This is a genomic window from Nostoc sp. DedVER02 (assembly GCF_034530675.2).
GTDB lineage: Bacteria > Cyanobacteriota > Cyanobacteriia > Cyanobacteriales > Nostocaceae > Nostoc.
The window spans coordinates 107,949-127,234 of the sequence record NZ_JAVRCP020000009.1 but is presented as its reverse complement, the minus strand read 5'-3'; the positions used below and the strand labels follow the sequence as shown (position 1 = coordinate 127,234).

Genomic DNA, 19,286 nt, shown 5'->3' with positions numbered 1-19,286 from the left:
ATCGCGCCTTGCAGATGTTTAAAGTCTATATTGCTAATTTGGTAGTAAAATTTTTTACTATAGTCAAAAAAATTTGAAAGTTTGACTTTTAACTAATTAAGCAAACTCGTAGCGATTTTTACCCAAGTGCTTGGCACGATACATTGCTGCATCGGCTTGTTTTATCAAAGTTTCACTGTCTTGACTGTTGTATGGGTAGACACTTATGCCAATACTGGCAGAGATTCGGATTGCATAGCCATCCAAAACAATTGGCTTGGTAATACTGCCTAAGATTTTTTCGGCAACTTTAGCAGCTATTTGGACATTCGGAATTGCCCGCAAAATTATAGTAAATTCATCGCCACCCAAACGAGAGACTGTATCGCTAGCGCGTAAAGAGTTGCTGAGTCTTTCAGCGATAGTCATTAGCAAGCGATCGCCAGTCTCGTGTCCCAAAGTATCATTAACTTGCTTAAAACCATCTAGATCGATAAACAGCAGTCCCAGCAACAGGTTATTGTGTTGCGCCCAATTTAATGACTCGTAAAGTTGTTCGGCAAAAAATTTGCGATTGGATAAACCGGTAAGGGGGTCGTGATACGCTAGATAACGCAAGTGGTCTTCTTTGAGCTTTAATTCATTATTAGAGCGGAATAGTTCAGCAGCAGTCCGCTTCAGCTGCTCCTCCATCAGCTTGCGCTGAGTAATATCTCGGATGACTCCAACTAAAAAGAAATTGCCAGCTGCGTCTTTGTGGAGCGATCGCTTAGTGGCAATTTGATGAGTCTGTCCATCAGCATTTGTAAATTCTTCTTCATGTTCCTGGGGTTTTTGAGTTCGGAACACCAGATCGTCCTGTTGTCGAAACACATCAGCTTCATGTTTAGGGAAAAAGTCATAGTCTGACTTTTCAATTAACAACTTATTCGGATAACCGATAAATCGACAATACGCCTCATTTAAAACAATCCACTGGTGTTGTTCATTTTTTACAAAAATTGGATCGGGAATTGTATTGATTACGTGATGCAAAAATTCTTTAGAACGTTTCCACTCTTCCTGAATATGGGCAATATGGCTAATCATCCAAATAGCTGAACTGCCAAAGCTAAACAGTGAGGGAAGGAGCGGTATCCACCAACCATACAAAAAAGCAATGTATGTAGTCAGAATCAATACAAAGCAAGAAACTACGATACAAAGCAGGTTCCTGGTAGCGTGTCGTATCCGCCATGTCGTCATGGCTCCCAGATAAGACCAGATAAAAATCCACAAGTATTCCATCAAGTCAGACCAAAATTTGAATAATGGTCGTCCATCAAGAGCAGCAGAGATTAACTCACTAATAAAATAAGCTTGCAGTTGAATGCCGGGTACAGGCTTTGCCGTACCTATTAGATTGCTGGAATATGGAATAAATACAAAATCCTGGAGACTGGGTGCAGTCGAGCCAATCAGTATAATCCGATCTTTGATTAAATTTTCTTGGACTTTATCTGCCAGTACATCTTTTATTGATACCTGGCGAAAACTACATAATTCTCCAGATGAACTTTGACATTTAGGTTTGGGAAAATTGGTCAGAATTTGGTATCCTCTATCATCAGCCCTCACATAAGCACCATCATTACCCTCAAAACGAGTAAATGATGCCTTACCCAATTGCAAGTACTTAGGGTTGCTTTTTGCTTTAGTGGGGGTAATTCCCTTTGGCTTTAAATACAATAAAGCCAACTTCAGGGCAAAACTTTCGTGTAACTGATTATCAACGTGCCAATACAATAAACTGCGGCGTACTTTCCCATCAAGATCGTACAGCACGTTATTAAAGCCAACTTGATCCTTATTCAGTCCTAGTGGAGGCAAAACACTAAAGTTTTTGTTTTTGTCATTTGCCAATAGTTCAATACCAATTAAGTTGGGCATTGACTGATAAGTATTACGGAGTTCTTGATTGCCAGGTTCTACGGGCAAATTTCTGTAGATATCTAAGCCAATAGCACGGGGTTTGTGGACATTTAATTTTTGCAACAATACTGCAATTTTCGCATCTGGAATCGGCCACAAACGTATTTCGTTTAAATATGCTTCATCAATCACTACGATTGTAATACGATCTTCTGGCGGTTCATTTGGACGTAAGCGAAACAATTGATCCAAAGCCGCAAACTCCAGAGATTGCAATAATCCGATAGAGTGCAACAGCACGACGCAGACTGCAATGCAGACGGCAGTAATCAATTCTCTGTGTCCTCGACTAAGCGATTGTTTGAGTCTCAAGATTAACTTTACAAAACGCTTGTCTAGCTGCTGATTCATTCCCATTACCTAGTGGGGAGAAATATTCTCTATTTCCGATAGCTATTAACTATCGGACTAACATAGCTCAAAGGAGAGCTAAATAGAGTTTCTAAAAGTTTTTTCAACTGCATAAGATTTTTCAAGATATCCTGATATTTGTGATGTATTAGCATATATTGAGGCCAATTATCTTACCAAACGCCAACTGGAACTTTTTTGGCTATCATCACAAATTAAGTATAAATCTTGATTAATTTCCTTCAGCTTTGGGTGTTCGCGGATCAAAGCCGCAGGAAAATTGGTTGTTGGTTATTAGACAAGACTTATTATCTATCACCAAAAACAAAAAAGCCAACTGGAAACAGACCTTGCTGTATTCATCCAGTTGACTCTACTCAGGACTGAGTTCCGAGTGATGAGTAATAAAAGGTACTCAATACTGTTGTATCTGACACATATCCTGACGTTCCTAATAAATTGGGAACCGTAACAGGGACTTACTAAAGGCTATTATTTGAAATATTTGAAGCTGCGAGGCCCTGTGTAACCAGAAACTTTTGCTAGTTCTTCTAAATTTTGGACTCCGCTATAGCTTTTACCATTAATAATCCAAGTAGGAAAGCCTTCAATTTTTGCGGCTTTACATAGTTCTGGTTGAGCATTGAGTCCTTCGGGAGCGCACTCTACCTTAACATCTTTGTTGATTATTTCCTCAGCCTCTTTACCAAAAATCATTTTTTGTTCATGGCAGTGAGGACACCAGTAAGCAGTATATTCCTTCGCACCTACTTTTGCTAGATGCGTTGCTAAGGCTATTTCTGCTTCACCAGAAGTAGTTGTAACTTCCCAACCGAACGCTGGGTTGGGGTCTCCTTTGGAATTAAAGGTAATTTTTGCTGGTTGTCCTGGAGTTTCAGGTGTAACATCTGATTTATTCACACCAGCATAAACCCCTAAAGTGCCAATCAACGTTACCATACCTACAATTAGGGCAGTAAATAAGATTTGTCCAATATCTTCCCAAGTTCGACCCATAATTGTTAGTATCAAAAGACTCACAGAGAACAAAGCTGAACCGATACAGTAAGGACAAATAGCTTTAATTTGGGATGTCAACACATACATTAAGTAGCCGCTAAAAACAGACATAGCGATCGCACCCACTAGCAGCAACCACCACGTCAGATTTTCTAATTGTTTGCGGCTATTGTTTTCTCCTGAGTTGAATACCAAGGGAGCTAAAGCCAATATCACCATACTGATGTATGCCAAAAAGCCAAACAAAGCTAATGGCTGACCAAAAACTGTTGCCCAAGGGCTGGAAAGTACATCATTACAACCCTTGACACCAGCCTGGGCCACACAAGCGGCACTGCCTCCTGTTAACTTTTCTATGGTGAGATAACCTGTGATCAAGGCACCACATCCAGCGATCGCGGCAATCAACGGACGTGACCATTTATGAATCCAAGGAGTAGAACGACGGCGAATCATAAATATTGGGGAATGGGGAATGGGGAATGGGGAATGGGGAATGGGGAATGGGGAATGGGAATTGGGAAGAGACAAAGGAGTAACTTGTCCTTTATGTCCTCCTAGTCCCTAGTCCCTAGTCCCCATTCCCCTTTTAAGAATGTAACTTCACTTGTTTTACTGATTTCTTTTCACTTTTGGAGTTCCAACTGCGACGTGCGGCTTCGACAAATTGGCTGACGCGAATTGGGTCAATTGGTTGCTCAATGCGTCCGTGACGTTTCAGGGAACTGGAAACTATTACACCATCTGCTGCCTGCATCAATGTATCAATATTTTCCCAACTCGCCCCACTACCGATGAATACTGGCGTGCCAGCTGCTGCATCACAAGCTAGTTCCAAATCTTCTAAGTTAGGTGGACTACCAGTAGCCCAGCCAGATAAAATCACTCCGTCTGCTAAACCCCTTTCAATGGTGTCTTTCACGGCGACTGTGAGATTTGGAGAACTCAAAGGACGGGCGTGTTTCACTAACACATCGGCCAGGATTTTAACATCGCTGCCTAACTCCCGTCGATAACGGAGTAGTTGATGGGCTTCTCCTTCAATTAATCCCTGATCGGTCGCCATCACTCCTGTAAGAACGTTGACGCGGATAAATTGTGCCTGTACACAGTTAGCGATCGCCATTGCACTTTTGCCATCGTTTCGCAAAACATTTAACCCTATAGGCAAAGTCACCAAGTTTTGTATCCGTTGCACCACAATCGTCATGGCACTCACAACCACGGGATCGACTTGGCTTTTGGTAAAGGGCGCGTCGAAAAAATTCTCCACAATCAACCCATCAACCCCTCCACTTGCAAGGGCTGCGGCTTCTTGCTCGGCTCGGTCAATCACCGCTTTTAGGCTACCTCCCCAACGGGGCGAGGTAGGCAGTGGTAGCAGGTGAACCACGCCAATAATCGGTGAGCGAGTTTTAAATAATTGATATAAGTCCACGTCTTTAATCCGCCTTGCGGAGTCCAGAGTCTAGAATGTTTTGACTATTGACTGTATGACCCTTGACTCTTGACTTTTCATTAACTAGTCAAATGTGTTTTATGATAGTCGGTTTATTGCCTCCTTCCTCAGATGGAAATTGGCCTCAAACCTCCCATAAGATATGTTAAGATAAAACTTGGCTACAAGAGGAGTTTGCCACTCACTAGACGCAAGGCAGCTTTCCGTGGTTTAGGCATATTGTCCGCGCTCAGTCGCAAGACTTGCCAACGGCCAGGCTAGTATTACTGCTTTATCAAGCGTAGTCGCTTTCGTCGATTTCCCGGAGGGTAGCGACTTCTCAACAACAGGCCCTTTGGGCGGCTTCCCGATGGGTAGATTAACAAGGCACAAGCTATGGTAATGTAAAATACCAATAGACAAATTGTTAAAAAAGATTACAAGTGTCAAATGTACCCAAAGACACTTCAATTTACCCTGGGGAACAGATTGATAGGAATATCATAACATGACCTCTATTTTTATTTATTGATAGGGTTATGAGTCCACGTACAGTTACTAACAGTGGGGATTTGCCACTGTAGTGTTTTCATGAAGATGCTGATAGCAAAAAAGCAAAGTTAGCGCCGGAATGTTTGACAACAAGAAGAAAAAAATGAAGATATTTTCAAAATATGGGTGACAAGCCAACAATTGCCATTTCTCACCTGGGCTGCGAGAAAAATCGAATTGATACAGAACACATGTTGGGAATGCTCGTAGAAGCAGGCTACGGTGTAGATACAAATGAAGAATTAGCAGATTACGTTATTGTTAATACTTGTAGTTTTATTGAAGCAGCGCGGCAAGAATCTGTCAGAACTTTGGTAGAACTGGCAGAGGCAAATAAAAAGATCGTAATCACAGGCTGTATGGCGCAACACTTCCAAGAACAACTTTTGGAGGAGTTACCCGAAGCAGTAGCGGTGGTTGGTACAGGTGATTATCACAAAATTGTTAATGTAATTGAGCGTGTTGAACTTGGCGAACGGGTCAAACAGGTTAGTATTGAGCCAACCTACATCGCCGACGAAACTACACCGCGCTATCGCACTACAACTGAAGGCGTAGCTTACCTCCGCATTGCGGAAGGATGTGATTATCGTTGTGCATTTTGTATAATTCCTCATCTTCGAGGGAACCAGCGATCGCGTACTATTGAATCTATAGTCGCCGAAGCGGAGCAGTTAGTTAGTCAAGGGGTAAAGGAAATTATTCTAATTTCCCAAATCACTACTAATTACGGTTTGGATATTTACGGTAAGCCAAAATTAGCCGAATTACTTCGCGCCTTGGGGAAAGTAGATATACCGTGGATCAGAATGCATTATGCTTATCCCACGGGACTGACCCCAGATGCGATCGCGGCGATTCAAGAAACACCAAACGTCTTGCCTTATCTGGATTTGCCCTTGCAGCATTCTCATCCAGAAATTCTCCGCGCCATGAACCGCCCTTGGCAAGGGCGCGTCAATGATGGGATTATAGATCGCATCAAAACGGCGTTACCAACAGCCGTATTGCGGACAACATTTATTGTTGGTTTCCCAGGAGAAACACAAGAGCATTTTGAGCATCTACTAGAGTTCGTCGGACGGCATGAATTCGATCATGTTGGTGTCTTCACCTTTTCCTCAGAGGAAGGAACCCCAGCTTACAAGCTACCAAATCAGTTGGCCCAAGAAGTGATGGACGATCGCCGATACCAACTGATGGAACTCCAGCAACCGATTTCTCAAAAGAAAAATCAGCAGGAAGTAGGCAAAATCGTCGATGTCCTGATTGAGCAAGAAAATCCTGAAAGTGGTGAACTAATAGGTCGTTCAGGTAGATTTTCCCCAGAGGTTGATGGTCTGGTGTATGTCAAAGGCCAGGCAAAGTTAGGAACCATCGTGCCAGTAGCGATTCACCACGCTGATACATACGACCTCTATGGTCAAGTAGTCAATAACTAAGTTGTCATTTGTCCTTTGTCTTTTGTCCTTTGTTAAATGACCCTTACAGATTCGCGCTTATTTTGATGTCAATGCTGCATTAATGGCAGTTTTCATGAGGGTTTACCTGAAACGCTGGCCAGCTTGCTGGCATAACCTCTCTAAGAGTTGAGGCTACGCTATCACCCTTGGCTTACTAATAACTAATGACTAATGACTAATGACTAATGACCGTTGTACAGACGCGATTAATCGCGTCTCTACTGACTAAATGACTAATCCAAAAATCCTTACATAAAATTTAGGACGAATTAATGACTCTTTCATTCCAAGAATTAGGCATTTCCCAAGAACGTGTCGCCCAACTAGAAAAAATCGGTTTTACCGAACCAACTAACATTCAAGTCCAAGCAATTCCCCAATTGCTGGGTGGTCGTGATGTAGTCGGTCAATCTCAAACTGGAACAGGCAAAACGGCGGCATTTTCACTGCCTATTTTAGAGCGGCTAGATGTTAATCAAAAAGCCGTACAAGCCATAGTTTTAACACCAACTCGTGAATTAGCGATGCAGGTTCACGATGCGATCGCCCAATTCATCGGCGATGAAGGATTGCGGGTGTTAGCAATCTATGGTGGTCAATCAATTGACCGCCAAATGTTACAACTCAGACGTGGCGTTCACATGGTTGTGGGCACTCCAGGACGGGTGATCGATTTACTCGATCGCGGCTGTTTAAAGCTCGATCAAGTGAAGTGGTTTGTGTTGGATGAAGCCGATGAAATGTTGAGCATGGGCTTTATTGATGATGTAATCAAAATCCTCTCGCAAGCGCCCGTAGATCGCCAAACAGCTTTATTCTCGGCAACAATGCCACCATCGATTCGGATGTTGGTGAACAAATTCTTGCGATCGCCTGCAACTGTTACCGTTGAACAACCAAAAGCTGCTCCCAACAAGATTAATCAAGTAGCTTACTTGATCCCCCGCCATTGGACAAAAGCCAAAGCATTACAGCCGATTTTGGAAATGGAAGATCCAGAAACAGCTTTAATCTTTGTTCGCACCAGACGCACCGCCGCAGAACTCACCAGTCAGTTACAAGGTGCTGGTCACAGTGTAGATGAATACCACGGTGACTTGTCACAACAAGCGCGGGAACGCTTATTAAGCCGATTCCGTAACCGTCAAGTGCGCTGGGTGGTAGCAACTGATATTGCAGCACGAGGGTTAGATGTAGATCAACTCTCCCACGTAATTAACTTCGACTTACCTGATAGTGTAGAAACCTACGTCCACCGCATTGGCCGTACTGGTCGTGCTGGTAAAGAAGGAACAGCAATCTCTCTAGTACAACCATTTGAGCGTCGCAAACAGCAAACATTTGAACGTCATAACCGCCAAAGTTGGCAATTACTGTCGATTCCAACACGCGCACAAATTGAAGCGCGGCACATCTTGAAATTGCAAGAACAAGTTCGGGAAGCTTTAACAGGTGAGCGTTTGGCTTCATTCTTGCCAATTGTCAGCGAATTGATCGAAGAATACGATGCTCAAGCGATCGCCGCAGCTGCATTGCAAATTGCTTACGATCAAACTCGTCCCGCTTGGTTGAGTTCAGACGTAGAAATTCCCCAAGAAGAATCTTCTACTCCCAAACCAAGACTTGGCAAGCGTCGTGAATCTTCTAGCGATCGCCCTCGTACTGCGTGGAAATCAGATAGCAACAATGGTGAAGAAAGACATTCTTCTCCCAAGCCAAAACTGCGGACAAGTGGGCAGGATTCTTCTGCATCCCCTAATAAAAAGATAGGTTCACCTACAGCTAGAGAATCAGCTTCTTAGTCAACAGTTAGAAGTTAATTAATTTTGGATTTTAGATTTTTTCTTCAATCCAAAATCCAAACATAAAATTGGAGAGTTGAGAGTTAAGAGTCAGGATTTTGACTTTGGCTCTTGACTTTTTGGCTTTTTCGGTAACTTTTTCTACCTGTTTGTAGGAAGATAAAACAGGAGTCAGAATTCAGAATTCAGAATTCAGAATTGGTGAATACTCTACCCATAAAGGGATAGAGTAATAATCAAGGAAAAATATTTAATACTAGTTTCGCCCACCAGGGGCGTTAGCGTAGCGGGACGTTCGCGGTAGCGTCTCGTAGAGAAGTACGGTTTTAAACCAATATTCATAGAATTCATGCTGTTAGCGGTAGCGGGGCGTTTAGCCCATTCTGACTCCTGAGTTCTGAATTCTTCTGATAAATTACAGATGCATTCTTCGTGGTCTTATGTTCACTATCCCAGACTTAGAGCAACTACAAGCAGAGCATCCAGAATGGCAGATGGAGCTAGTAGACGGAAATATATTTCTTATGGGGCCATCAGATTATGAGTCAGAGGAAATAGGCATAGAGTTTGCGCGGCAACTGGCTAATTGGGTGCGCCCACAGAAGCTAGGACGGGTAACTGGTTCTAGCGCTGGCTTCATTTTACCTACCTTAGAAACTGAAAACGGGAAAGAAACTGATGACGAAAAACGAAATCTCCGCGCTCCCGATGTGTCTTTTGTTCGCGCTGATAGACTGAAAACGAGCAAGCGCGACTTTGTAGAACTCGTACCTGACTTGATGGTAGAGATAAAATCTAAGTCAGACCGGATCAAACCATTGGTAGAAAAGATTCAGCTATTTTTAGAACTCGGATCTACAGTTGGTATCCTGATTGATCCTGACAAATTGACGCTTACAGTTTATCGACTCAACCAAGAACCAATAGTTTTGCAGGATAACGATAAACTGACACTACCAGACTTATTACCAGGTTGGGAGTTAGTAGTGTCAGAAATTTGGCCTCCTGTGTTTGAGTAGTTCAGAAATACTACAGCCAAGGACGACTAAGTAGTTCTAACTCTGCAACTTCATCGTCGCTCAATTTCCAGCCCAAAGCACCAGCGTTTTGCCGCACCTGTTCGGCTGTCTTCACTCCAGCAATGGGAATAACATTCCCCTGAGCAATTAACCAGTTGAGAGCAACTTGGGCGGGAGTGCGATCGTATTTTTCCCCGAAGTTTCGTAGCAAAGATATAACTGGCGCAATTTTTTGCAGACCTTCTTTCTTAAATCGCAGGTCTATTTTCCTCGCACCAGTTGGAGTTTCAGCATTATCAAGACTGTACTTACCTGTGAGTAATCCCTGTGCTAAAGGACTATAAGCCAAAATAGTCACACCCAACTCACGGGCAGTTGCTAGAATACCCTTACTTTCAATTTGGCGAGTTATTAAAGAATAACGTACTTGGTTCACAGCCAAAGGCACTCCACGCGCCGCCAATATTTGATGCGCGTCTCGCATTTGCTCTGCTGAGTAATTACTTACACCAACTGCCGCAATTCTGCCCCGCTTCACTTCATCCGCTAGGGCATTTATCAAAGTTTCTTGGCTTAAAAAGAAGGCAAAAGGCCAATGCACTTGGTACAGCGCGATTCGCTCTAATTGTAAACGTTTGAGGCTTGCTGTTAAAGCATCAGAGACAGATTGGGCTGTAAATCGCCACGGTACGGGGCCAAATTTTGTGGCAATTTGTACAGGTTGTTGTGTCTGTTGGAGAAATTGCCCCAAAAATTTCTCTGATAGTCCCATTCCGTAGATTTCGGCAGTATCAAAGAAGGTAATACCAGCTTCTAAGGCTGCTGTAAAGGCTTCTTGTAACTGTTCTGGGCCGTAGGCGTTGCCATAATTCCAAAATAGTTTATCACCCCAAGCCCAAGTGCCGATGCACAAGGGTGTAACAACTGGGCCATTTTGCCCCAATGTGATGTTTTCCACGGTTGCAAAATTTAGTTTATTTACATTTCTTTACTTTTATAGTGTATCGTTACAGACAAAATTGGGTGTGGGGCATTGGACACCATAGCTCAAGCTGAAAATATTTCAACTGACCTGTGTAACGATTATGATGTCCACAATTCCAGATTGAACCAACTCAAATCTCTGTAATCCAACGTCCAAACACTAGCGTCATGTTGTACCCTCATTGTACTTGCTAGGGTGCGATCGCCAACCTCTTAAAATTCTGTTTCAGTAACGACAGTAAGCTGTTACGCTGCTAAATTTAACGAACAGCATTACCTTTATTTTTAATTTTGCGTTCCCATTTAATAATAAACTGCTACACAACTTAAGAATTGAGGGAGGCTAATAACCTCCCTTTGATGAGACTTAAGTGTATTTAATTTTATTTATGAATTAGATGATTTCTCCTGCTTGGCTTTTTTGATTAATTCCATATAGACATTAATCTCACTAATTTCTATATCATGCTCAACTCTGGTTACTTTCCATCTCTCCTTTTTTAGGTAAACTTCCTCTCCGACTCTGGGAGTAAATTGGAGATCGTAGAACTTTTTGAGAAAATCTTTTTGATTTTCTTCCCATAATATTACTTTGACTACTTCTTTGCTCATTGCTTATGCCTGTTTTTTACTAGATGAAGGTAAGTATTTTTAGGACATACATACGGCAAGTTTATCTTACTAATTCAATACAATAGCGTAGTTAAAACCACATTTTAACATTGATATTTTTATGTAGCTTTATTTTGTCCGATACAGTTACAGCACAATACCAAAACTTTAGTAAATATTACTATCTCAATTTTGTGATCAGTCTTTGTTCAAGCTTTTTGACTTTTATAGTGCATCTAGTGTAATTTTGAAGCGTTTTTTAAGTCCTCCATTGCACCTTGGTAATCTTTTAGGGCAGCACGAATGCTACTTCGTTTGTTATAAGCTTGAGAATTGTTAGGATTAATACGCAGTAATTAATTTAAATCTTCAAGTGCTTGTTGATAGTTTCCTAGATTGTAATGAACACTAGCCCGATTATAGTAAGCTTCGGTAAAGGCGGGATTGATTTCCAAAACTTGGTTATAGTCCTTAAGCGCTTTGATATAGTCACTTAAGTTCTCATGCACAAGTCCACGATAGTAGTATGTTAGAGTATCCTCACAATTAATTTGCACGGCTAGGGAATAATCTTCAAGCGCTTCTTGGTAATTTCCCAGGAAATAGTGTGCAAGCCCTCGCCGACTGTAAGCTTCACCAAAATTGGGATATATCTGTAAAGTGTAATTGTAATCCTCAATTGCTCTATGTAAGTCTTTTAGGCGATAAAAGGCAACCCCTCGGTGAAAATAAGCTTCAGCAAGGTCAGGCTTAATTTTCAATGCTTGGCTGTAATTACCAATGGCTTCCTGTACCTCTCCTAGATTACTACGGGCAAAACCACGGTAGAAGTAAGCTAAGGCTTCATTTGGATTAAGGAATAGTACTTCGCTATAATCCTCAATTGCTTTTAAGTCATCTCCCAAACTATAGTGAACATGACCTCTCTGATAATAAGCATCTATATATTGAGGATTTAGGTTAATAGCTTGAGTAAAATCTTCAATTGCTCCTTTTTGAAATTCTCCTTCCGTTTTGGCTACCCCTCTGCAATAGTATAGCTGGGCATTATTGGAATCAAGCTTCAGTGCTTGGTTAAAGTTCTCAATTGCTCCCAAAAAATCCTGATGCCTATGGCATTTCAGCCCTTTCTGAACATAATCAGTACTATTTGTTGTCTTTTGAGTAGAACTGTGATTCGCTTTCAATTTATCTTCATATTTCTTCTGGTGCAAGTCATAGGATTGCCATCCGCAAATATATTCTTTGAGAATGCTATTACGGTTAGGGTGGCGTAACTTGCGGAGTGCTTTAGCTTCAATTTGACGAACTCGTTCGCGGGTTACATGAAAAATCTGACCAATTTCCTCAAGGGTTCTCATGCGTCCATCATCAAACCCGTAGCGCAGTCTCATAACATCACGTTCACGGGGACTAAGACTGTCGAGAACTTTTTCTAAGTCTTCCCGTAGCATATCTTTATAAACTTGTTCTTCTGGGCTTTCTTGCTCATCCGTAATAATAAAATCGCCTAGTTGTAGTTGTAAATCTCCTTCTTTTTCAATAGGCGTTTCTAGTGAAATAGGCAAATGCGCGGAGTTAGCAATAAACCGTAGCTTTTGAACGCTCATTTCCATACGAACAGCTATTTCTTCTTCGGTGGGTTTTCGACCAATTTCTTGAGATAGTAGGTTAGTGGTTTTCTTAATTCGAGAGATGGTTTCATAAAGGTGAACTGGAAGGCGAATAGTGCGGGATTGGTCAGCTATAGCCCTAGTAATTGCCTGACGAATCCACCATGTAGCGTATGTAGAGAACTTATAACCTTTTTCGTGGTCAAACTTTTCAGCAGCACAAATCAAACCGAGACTGCCTTCCTGAATTAAGTCTTGGAACAACAAACCACGATTCATGTACTTCTTAGCAATTGAAACCACAAGACGCAGGTTAGATTCCACCATCTTATCTTTAGCCCTACGACCAACATGCAGGCGATAACGAAAAACTGGTAAAGGCAGTTGCATTGCTTTTGCCCATTCACTATATCGAGGATCACGATTCAACTGTTGTGAGAGCCTTTCCCGCACTCTCTCTAATTCCAACAAATCGGCAATTTTAAGCGCCAGTTTGATTTCTTCATCTGCCCGCAGCAGGCGAATGCGACCAATCTCTTCTAGATAAAGGCGAATTGAGTCTTCTGTATAGTGCTTTTTCTGAGTTTGCTTCCAATGATAGAGGTTCGCATTTTTACCAGAGTAACTGTCTTCTTCATCTAGCGAAACTTTTAAAAAATCATCATATTCCCCAGAGTTGTTTACTAACAACTCCTCTTCCTCAATTAATAGTTCTTCTAGCTCGATCTCAGGCTGATTTATTATTTCTAGGTCAGGCTGAAATATGCTTTCGAGTAAATTGCTACCAATAATAGGAAAGCTATTAATAGGAAGCTTATAACGGGGTAACTTGATTATTTTACAGACAGGATGAAGAGTTTTTGAGTCATCTATTTTGTGCGTTTTTTCTTTTTCTACAGAGATGTCTTTAAATATTGAAAATGATGCTTTGCCTACAGGTGTCTGATTAGTTCCACCAAAAATACACATCAGCGATCGCCATTGTTCATCAGTTAAACTTCTTTGTCTACTTTGAACACTCTGAGTAAAATTATGTTTTAAAGTATAAGGTTTCAAATCTTCTCTAGTCAGTACAACACCTTGAATATTTGGCAAATTGTGAAATCCTTTATTCTGCCACTGTTCTTGGCTAATAAAGGGAATAGCAACTCTAAAATTTAAGTTTAATGAGGCGCAAAAATCTAGCTGTTTACGCAAATGGTTTTTAAGCGCAAACATCTGGTATTGTACTTGGTTAACTGGTTTTATGCGGTCTTCATACCAGTTTTTCATTTTCCATTCAGCACCCTTAATAGCTTCCATATCATTGATGTAGCATCCTTTACATTCAATCACCCATAGTCCTAGCTGACGATGGACAATAAGAATATCAATCTCTCGCTCAAGATTTCCATATCTGTCAAATAGCTGATAACAATGAAATGCCTCACCAGAATCATCCCTGAAGGCAGATTTTACTTGTTGCCAAACTTCTTTCTCGGCGTTATTATTAGCATCAAAAATATTGTCTGGATAGAATTCCATAGAATCTCTAATTTAATAAATTGTTACTAAACTTCATTTTTTGGACGGATATCATCTGCACCAAATGTTGTAGTCAAGTAATGGCTATTATTAGAGTTCCCAAAACTGAAGTTGTTATTAAGGTCACTTCCTACCAAGTCTCAACTACGATGAAGTCATAAGCATTTTAATCTGTCACATTTTGAGGCGATCGCATCACCACCATCCAAAAAATTAGCTATGGTAAGCGGTGAAGTATTTGATACCAAAACAAAATTCTTTAACCTCTGTAGCTTCTGCTTTTCATTGAAGTGAAGAATCTAGCAGCTTAAACAGAGGATTTATTTACTTTTTGATGAAATGATGAGTATTTTAATCTGTCACATTTTGGCGCGATCGCTCTGAAAACCATAGAAAGGCAATTGAGGATTTTAATCAAGCTCTCCTCATTTTGCAAAAATATGACAACAGACATGAAATGACCATTCTATGTGTTTTGCTATGTGGCAAGCTGAACATCTTCTATATCAACATTGAAGTGTTGAGCAATCTGCTCCACACTCATCCCTGTTTTTAGTAACAGAGGCACGATAAGTTTCAACATTTCAGCTTTCCGTTCTTCTCGACCCTCGGCTTTCGCTTCCTGATAAACTCTTGTTTCCTCCAAACTCAATCCCAGCATAGCTTCAACTTCCTCATTCTATGTGCTTGACTGTGCGGCAATCTGGACAGCTTCTATATCAACATTGAGATGTTGAGCAATCTGCTCCACACTCATCCCTGTTTTTAGTAACAAAGGCACGGTAAGTTTTAACATTTCAGCTTTCTGTTCCTCTCGACCTTCCTCCCGACCTTGTTCTCGCCCTTCGGCTTTCGCTTCTTGATAAACCCTTGTTTGTTCCAAAGTCAGTCCTAGCATAGCTTCAACTTCCTCTCTACTCAACGAAGAAAACTTATAAACGGCAATTGTAGTTATGATGTCTAGTATTTCGTTTTTCGGCAGTGTGTCCGTTTCTTCTAATTTTACTCGCTCAATTAATTGCTTTGCTTGCTGTGCCATCACTTCATCCGATGCTAGAGTCAACTGCATTAAGTTGATACCTATTGGCTGCTGATTAGTTGCGCCTAACTCATCTAAATAGATTCGCTGCACTTGGTCGCTGTTAAGAAATATTCGATGAGTTTTTTGATCCCTTGGTTCCAGAGAGCGTGATGAAAAAATTACCACACAGAACCAGTCATCGTACTGAGAACGATTCCGGTTCAGGTACATCAGCGACTCGGTAAAGAACCGATGGTACAGGGCTTCATCTTTTTGGAATTGAACTTCAGCAAAAAAGATTACCTTGGATGTTGCATCCTCTGGAGGTAAAAACACACCATCCATGCGAAAAGCGGTTTCTTTGACTTCAACTGATTCAAATCGATAGTTTTGCCCTTGGAGAGGAGGATTCTCAACCAGTTCAAAAAGTAACCCAGGAAAGCGCTTAAAAATTTGATAGTAAATGGAGTCTCGTTTCACTACTTCATCCTAAAATTCTCTTGTTATGCGTAGTCCATCGTAGACATCGCAAATTACGACCAAGCTCTAAAAATTAATCCTAACTCGGCTGAAGCATACCCTAATTGAGGTATATAGTCGCTTGCCAGATCGCAACTTCAACTTTTCGTTCGCTGATTTTGAGCGGGTAGGGTTTATCTTTATTTAAATAAGAGATATTAAATCCCATAAACCATACAAAAAAGTAGCTATGGCAAGCGGCGAAGTATTTGATACCGAAAGAAAATCCCTATCTGTGCCAAGGGTAAACCTGCTAACCATGTTCCGGCTGGGTTTATTTCAGATGGGGTTGAGTATGATGTCCATTTTGACTCTGGGGGTACTCAACAGAGTCATGATTCAAGAAATAGCAATTCCGGCGACGCTGGTATCAGTAGTTCTAGCACTGCCCTTATTTGTTGCTCCTTCCCGTGTCTGGTTCGGTCAGATTTCTGATGCCAAGCCGTTATGGGGATACCACCGCACAGCTTATGTTTGGGTAGGCGCGGCAATATTTGCGATCGCAGCTTTTTTAGCTATACAAGTATTGTGGCAACTAAATCTTGCCGCTACTAGTGCAAGTGGCTGGGTATGGACAACCCAAACAATCGGCTGGACAGCACTTTTGGCTTTGATTTTCGCTATCTACGGTTTAGGAATTTGTGCTAGCGGTACTGCATTCGCCGCTTTGTTGGTGGATATATCTGAAGAAGATAACCGTTCCAAAGTAGTTGGTGTGGTTTGGTCGATGTTAATGGTGGGAATTATTGTTGGGGCAATTATCAGTGCCAGCTTGCTGAAACAGTTAACGCCAGATGCAACCTTAGAAACCTTGCAGGCATCTATCACTAGGCTGTTTACTATCGTTCCAGCAATTGTATTTGGTTTAGCGATCGCAGCAACACTCGGCGTAGAAAAAAAATACTCCCAATACTCAACCCGTTCGACACTGGTGAACCGAGAAGACAGCATTACTCTAGGCAATGCTTGGAAAATCTTGACAGCTAGCCCCCAAACAGGTATCTTCTTCACCTTTTTACTGGTGATGACTATCAGCTTGTTTATGCAAGACCCGATTTTGGAACCTTATGCGGGTCAAGTCTTTAAAATGCCCCTAGCGGAAAGTACCAAATTAAATATTTTCTATGGAACGGGTTTACTGATTGCCTACGGCGTTACGGGTTTTTACATTGTCCCGCGTTTGGGTAAGCGTAGAACTGCACGTTTCGGCTGTATGTTGGTAGCATTGTGTGCAATATTGCTGGGTATATCAGGATTCACAGCTAATGCAGCAGTTCTCAAACTAGGTTTGGTATTGTTCGGTTTAGCCACAGGTTTCTTAACTACAGCCGCAATTAGCTTAATGTTGGATCTCACCGCAGCAGAAGCCGCAGGTACGTTTATTGGGGCATGGGGATTAGCGCAGTCGCTTTCTAGAGGTGTGGCAGTAGTAATTGGAGGTACAGTTTTGGATGTTGGACGCAGGTTTTTACCAAGCCTAGAGTTAGCTTATGGATTGGTATTCATTCTAGAAGCCGTGGGAATGGTGTTGTCGATTTGGTTTCTGAATCGGGTGAACATCACAGAATTTCAAACAAGTACCAAGCTTGCGATCGCTTCAGTTTTGGAAAGCGATTTAGATTAAACTGTATGGGGAATGGGGAATGGGGAATAGGGAATGGGGAATAGGGAAGAAAAATTATTGATTGACCAATGACAAATGACCAATGACAAATGACAATTAACCAATGAATGATTTTTGGACAACAATTCTTGATTTTGCCCAAACTACCACTACGAGAGTGGGCAAGCAGCTAATGCAAGATTTTGGGCAAGTCCAGGCTTCCCAAAAAGCTGATGGGACTTTGGTGACGCAAGCAGATAAATGGGCAGATCAGGAAATTCGGGATGCGATCGCTTCTACTTTCTCTGGTTACGGCATTTTGAGCGAAGAGAGCGATCAGTCATTTCCCGGTACTGAGTGGTGCTGGGTAATCGATCCTCTTGATGGTACAACCAACTTCACACGCGGCATTCCCCTCTGGACAATTTCTCTGGGTTTACTGTATCGAGGCACGCCCATTTTTGGGTATGTTTACGCACCAACCTTAAATCAAGCTTTTCATGGTTTTTGGCCAGGTTCATCTGGGTTAGCAACGCCAATAGGAGCATTTCTCAACCTCCACCCCATCCACACTAGTATTGATAGTCCCAGCAATAATCACTTTTTCAACCTCTGTTCTCGTAGTACCGCAGCTATCAAAAACGGTTTTCCCTGCAAAATTCGGATGTTGGGTGTGGCTAGCTATAACTTTTTGACGGTTGCAACTGGGGCTACTCTGGGTGGGATTGAGGCGACACCAAAAGTTTGGGACTTAGCCGGGGCTTGGGTAATTGTTCAGGCTGCGGGTGGGGTATGGTCATCGCTGAAGTCAGATCCGTTTCCGTTGTCACCGGGAGAAGATTATAGCGATCGCTCTTTTCCCACTCTTGTTGTCAGTCGTCCCGAATTAGTTCCGGTATTTCAACCTTTTCTAGATGGTATAAAAATCTAATCTGCCGCTTTCAGTCCTGAAAACATTGATTTTGTCAACCAAAGTATTGAGCGGCGACATCCTCGACATCAAAGTTAATAAAGCCCTGGTTAGACAAAGAATTGAGTATAAATAAAACTGGTAATAATCCTGATTTAAGTGTAAAACCAGCGTAGTTACTAATTTAAGTACGTTGTGGCTTTCATCACACTGCTTAACTTAGTATAAATAATTTTATGTTATCTAATCTAGATTTAATTCGAGAGTTTGTGCAAAACTCTATCCAGAAAAAAGAAGTTTTGTTGTCAAATCCTGCTTTGACAGCGCAAACAGTGTATAAAATCAACCAACTGACAGCGAAAGCCGAAGGTGTGATTGCCAGCGTTCAACTATCTAACACACCATCTGAATTCTCGATTTCTCCAAAGTCATCCCAGTGGGAATTGATAAATCAGATATTAGCAGAATCTAGTTATCTCCTTAAAGGAGAAGTGGATAGTCGGGGTTTCTATCAATATCAATACTGCGAAGTTCCCAAAGGCTATGAGATGCACTGTACTAAATCTGTACTTCTATGGAGAGCTTGGTGGAAATATCGCAAGTATACTTCAAGGCTAGGAATTCCTTTGGAACTTCTGATTAGAAGACGAGATTCGTGGTATCCAATTAGGGATTTAATTATCAGTGACGGACTTCTTTATATCAAAACTTTAGGAAGTGAGATAGCGCTTGACTCAGAAGACTTGGTTACTTGGTTAAGCAAAATTGACGTAACTAAAACTAAAGAAATACCTAGTACAGAGACGTAATTCGTAATTACTTTGGAGACGCGGTTTATACTCGCCCTTTTAAGGTTAAATTGACTACAGTCGATTCATTATTTTGCAAAGATTTTTGAAAATGGT

General features: G+C 41.6%; 14 protein-coding genes and 1 pseudogene. 6 read left to right on the top strand and 9 right to left on the bottom strand.

Going from position 1 to position 19,286, the window contains the following annotated elements; all coding sequences use genetic code 11:
* Nucleotides 1–96 precede the first annotated feature (96 nt).
* From RMZ41_RS12390 to btpA, 3 genes are all read right to left on the bottom strand, one after another.
* Complete coding sequence (locus tag RMZ41_RS12390) at nt 97–2,301, bottom strand: CHASE2 domain-containing protein (RefSeq protein ID WP_322642793.1); 2,205 nt, start codon at nt 2,299–2,301, stop codon at nt 97–99.
* 492 nt (nt 2,302–2,793) lie between these two features.
* Nucleotides 2,794–3,777 carry a vitamin K epoxide reductase family protein gene (locus RMZ41_RS12385; protein WP_322642840.1) on the bottom strand — a complete coding sequence of 328 codons (984 nt, stop codon included), beginning with the start codon at nt 3,775–3,777 and terminating at the stop codon, nt 2,794–2,796.
* Nucleotides 3,778–3,910: 133 nt separating this feature from the next.
* The gene (gene btpA / locus RMZ41_RS12380) at nt 3,911–4,759 is read right to left on the bottom strand and encodes a photosystem I biogenesis protein BtpA (RefSeq protein ID WP_322642792.1); all 849 of its coding nucleotides are present in this window, start codon (nt 4,757–4,759) and stop codon (nt 3,911–3,913) included.
* 674 nt (nt 4,760–5,433) lie between these two features.
* Between btpA and rimO the strand changes: the two genes are divergently transcribed.
* From rimO to RMZ41_RS12365, 3 genes are all read left to right on the top strand, one after another.
* On the top strand, nt 5,434–6,753 hold the full coding sequence (gene rimO, locus RMZ41_RS12375; protein ID WP_322642791.1) for a 30S ribosomal protein S12 methylthiotransferase RimO: 1,320 nt from the start codon (nt 5,434–5,436) through the stop codon (nt 6,751–6,753).
* Nucleotides 6,754–7,046: 293 nt separating this feature from the next.
* Nucleotides 7,047–8,576 carry a DEAD/DEAH box helicase gene (locus tag RMZ41_RS12370; RefSeq protein WP_322642790.1) on the top strand — a complete coding sequence of 510 codons (1,530 nt, stop codon included), beginning with the start codon at nt 7,047–7,049 and terminating at the stop codon, nt 8,574–8,576.
* A 440-nt stretch (nt 8,577–9,016) separates the two neighbouring features.
* The gene (locus RMZ41_RS12365; RefSeq protein ID WP_322642789.1) at nt 9,017–9,595 is read left to right on the top strand and encodes a Uma2 family endonuclease; all 579 of its coding nucleotides are present in this window, start codon (nt 9,017–9,019) and stop codon (nt 9,593–9,595) included.
* Nucleotides 9,596–9,605: 10 nt separating this feature from the next.
* Here RMZ41_RS12365 and RMZ41_RS12360 read toward each other — a convergent pair whose 3' ends face one another.
* The 6 genes and pseudogenes from RMZ41_RS12360 to RMZ41_RS12335 all read right to left on the bottom strand — a co-directional run bounded on the left by RMZ41_RS12360 (nt 9,606) and on the right by RMZ41_RS12335 (nt 15,829).
* Nucleotides 9,606–10,553: an aldo/keto reductase gene (locus tag RMZ41_RS12360; RefSeq protein WP_322642788.1), complete on the bottom strand. Its 948-nt coding sequence runs from the start codon at nt 10,551–10,553 to the stop codon at nt 9,606–9,608.
* 413 nt (nt 10,554–10,966) lie between these two features.
* The gene (locus RMZ41_RS12355) at nt 10,967–11,191 is read right to left on the bottom strand and encodes a hypothetical protein (protein WP_322642787.1); all 225 of its coding nucleotides are present in this window, start codon (nt 11,189–11,191) and stop codon (nt 10,967–10,969) included.
* Nucleotides 11,192–11,547: 356 nt separating this feature from the next.
* On the bottom strand, nt 11,548–12,288 hold the full coding sequence (locus RMZ41_RS12350) for a tetratricopeptide repeat protein (protein WP_322642839.1): 741 nt from the start codon (nt 12,286–12,288) through the stop codon (nt 11,548–11,550).
* A 138-nt stretch (nt 12,289–12,426) separates the two neighbouring features.
* A pseudogene (rpoD, locus tag RMZ41_RS12345) lies at nt 12,427–13,596 on the bottom strand (RNA polymerase sigma factor RpoD); the annotation flags it as partial.
* A 1,210-nt stretch (nt 13,597–14,806) separates the two neighbouring features.
* On the bottom strand, nt 14,807–14,989 hold the full coding sequence (locus RMZ41_RS12340; protein ID WP_322642786.1) for a hypothetical protein: 183 nt from the start codon (nt 14,987–14,989) through the stop codon (nt 14,807–14,809).
* Nucleotides 14,990–15,007: 18 nt separating this feature from the next.
* Nucleotides 15,008–15,829, bottom strand: a complete 822-nt coding sequence (locus tag RMZ41_RS12335) for an Rpn family recombination-promoting nuclease/putative transposase (protein WP_322642785.1) — start codon at nt 15,827–15,829, stop codon at nt 15,008–15,010.
* Between the two features lie 229 nt (nt 15,830–16,058).
* Here RMZ41_RS12335 and RMZ41_RS12330 point away from each other — a divergent pair, with 229 nt between their 5' ends.
* From RMZ41_RS12330 to RMZ41_RS12320, 3 genes are all read left to right on the top strand, one after another.
* On the top strand, nt 16,059–17,492 hold the full coding sequence (locus RMZ41_RS12330) for a BCD family MFS transporter (RefSeq protein ID WP_322642784.1): 1,434 nt from the start codon (nt 16,059–16,061) through the stop codon (nt 17,490–17,492).
* Nucleotides 17,493–17,595: 103 nt separating this feature from the next.
* Nucleotides 17,596–18,402 carry an inositol monophosphatase family protein gene (locus RMZ41_RS12325; RefSeq protein WP_322642783.1) on the top strand — a complete coding sequence of 269 codons (807 nt, stop codon included), beginning with the start codon at nt 17,596–17,598 and terminating at the stop codon, nt 18,400–18,402.
* 215 nt (nt 18,403–18,617) lie between these two features.
* The gene (locus RMZ41_RS12320) at nt 18,618–19,190 is read left to right on the top strand and encodes a hypothetical protein (RefSeq protein ID WP_322642782.1); all 573 of its coding nucleotides are present in this window, start codon (nt 18,618–18,620) and stop codon (nt 19,188–19,190) included.
* Nucleotides 19,191–19,286: the final 96 nt, after the last annotated feature.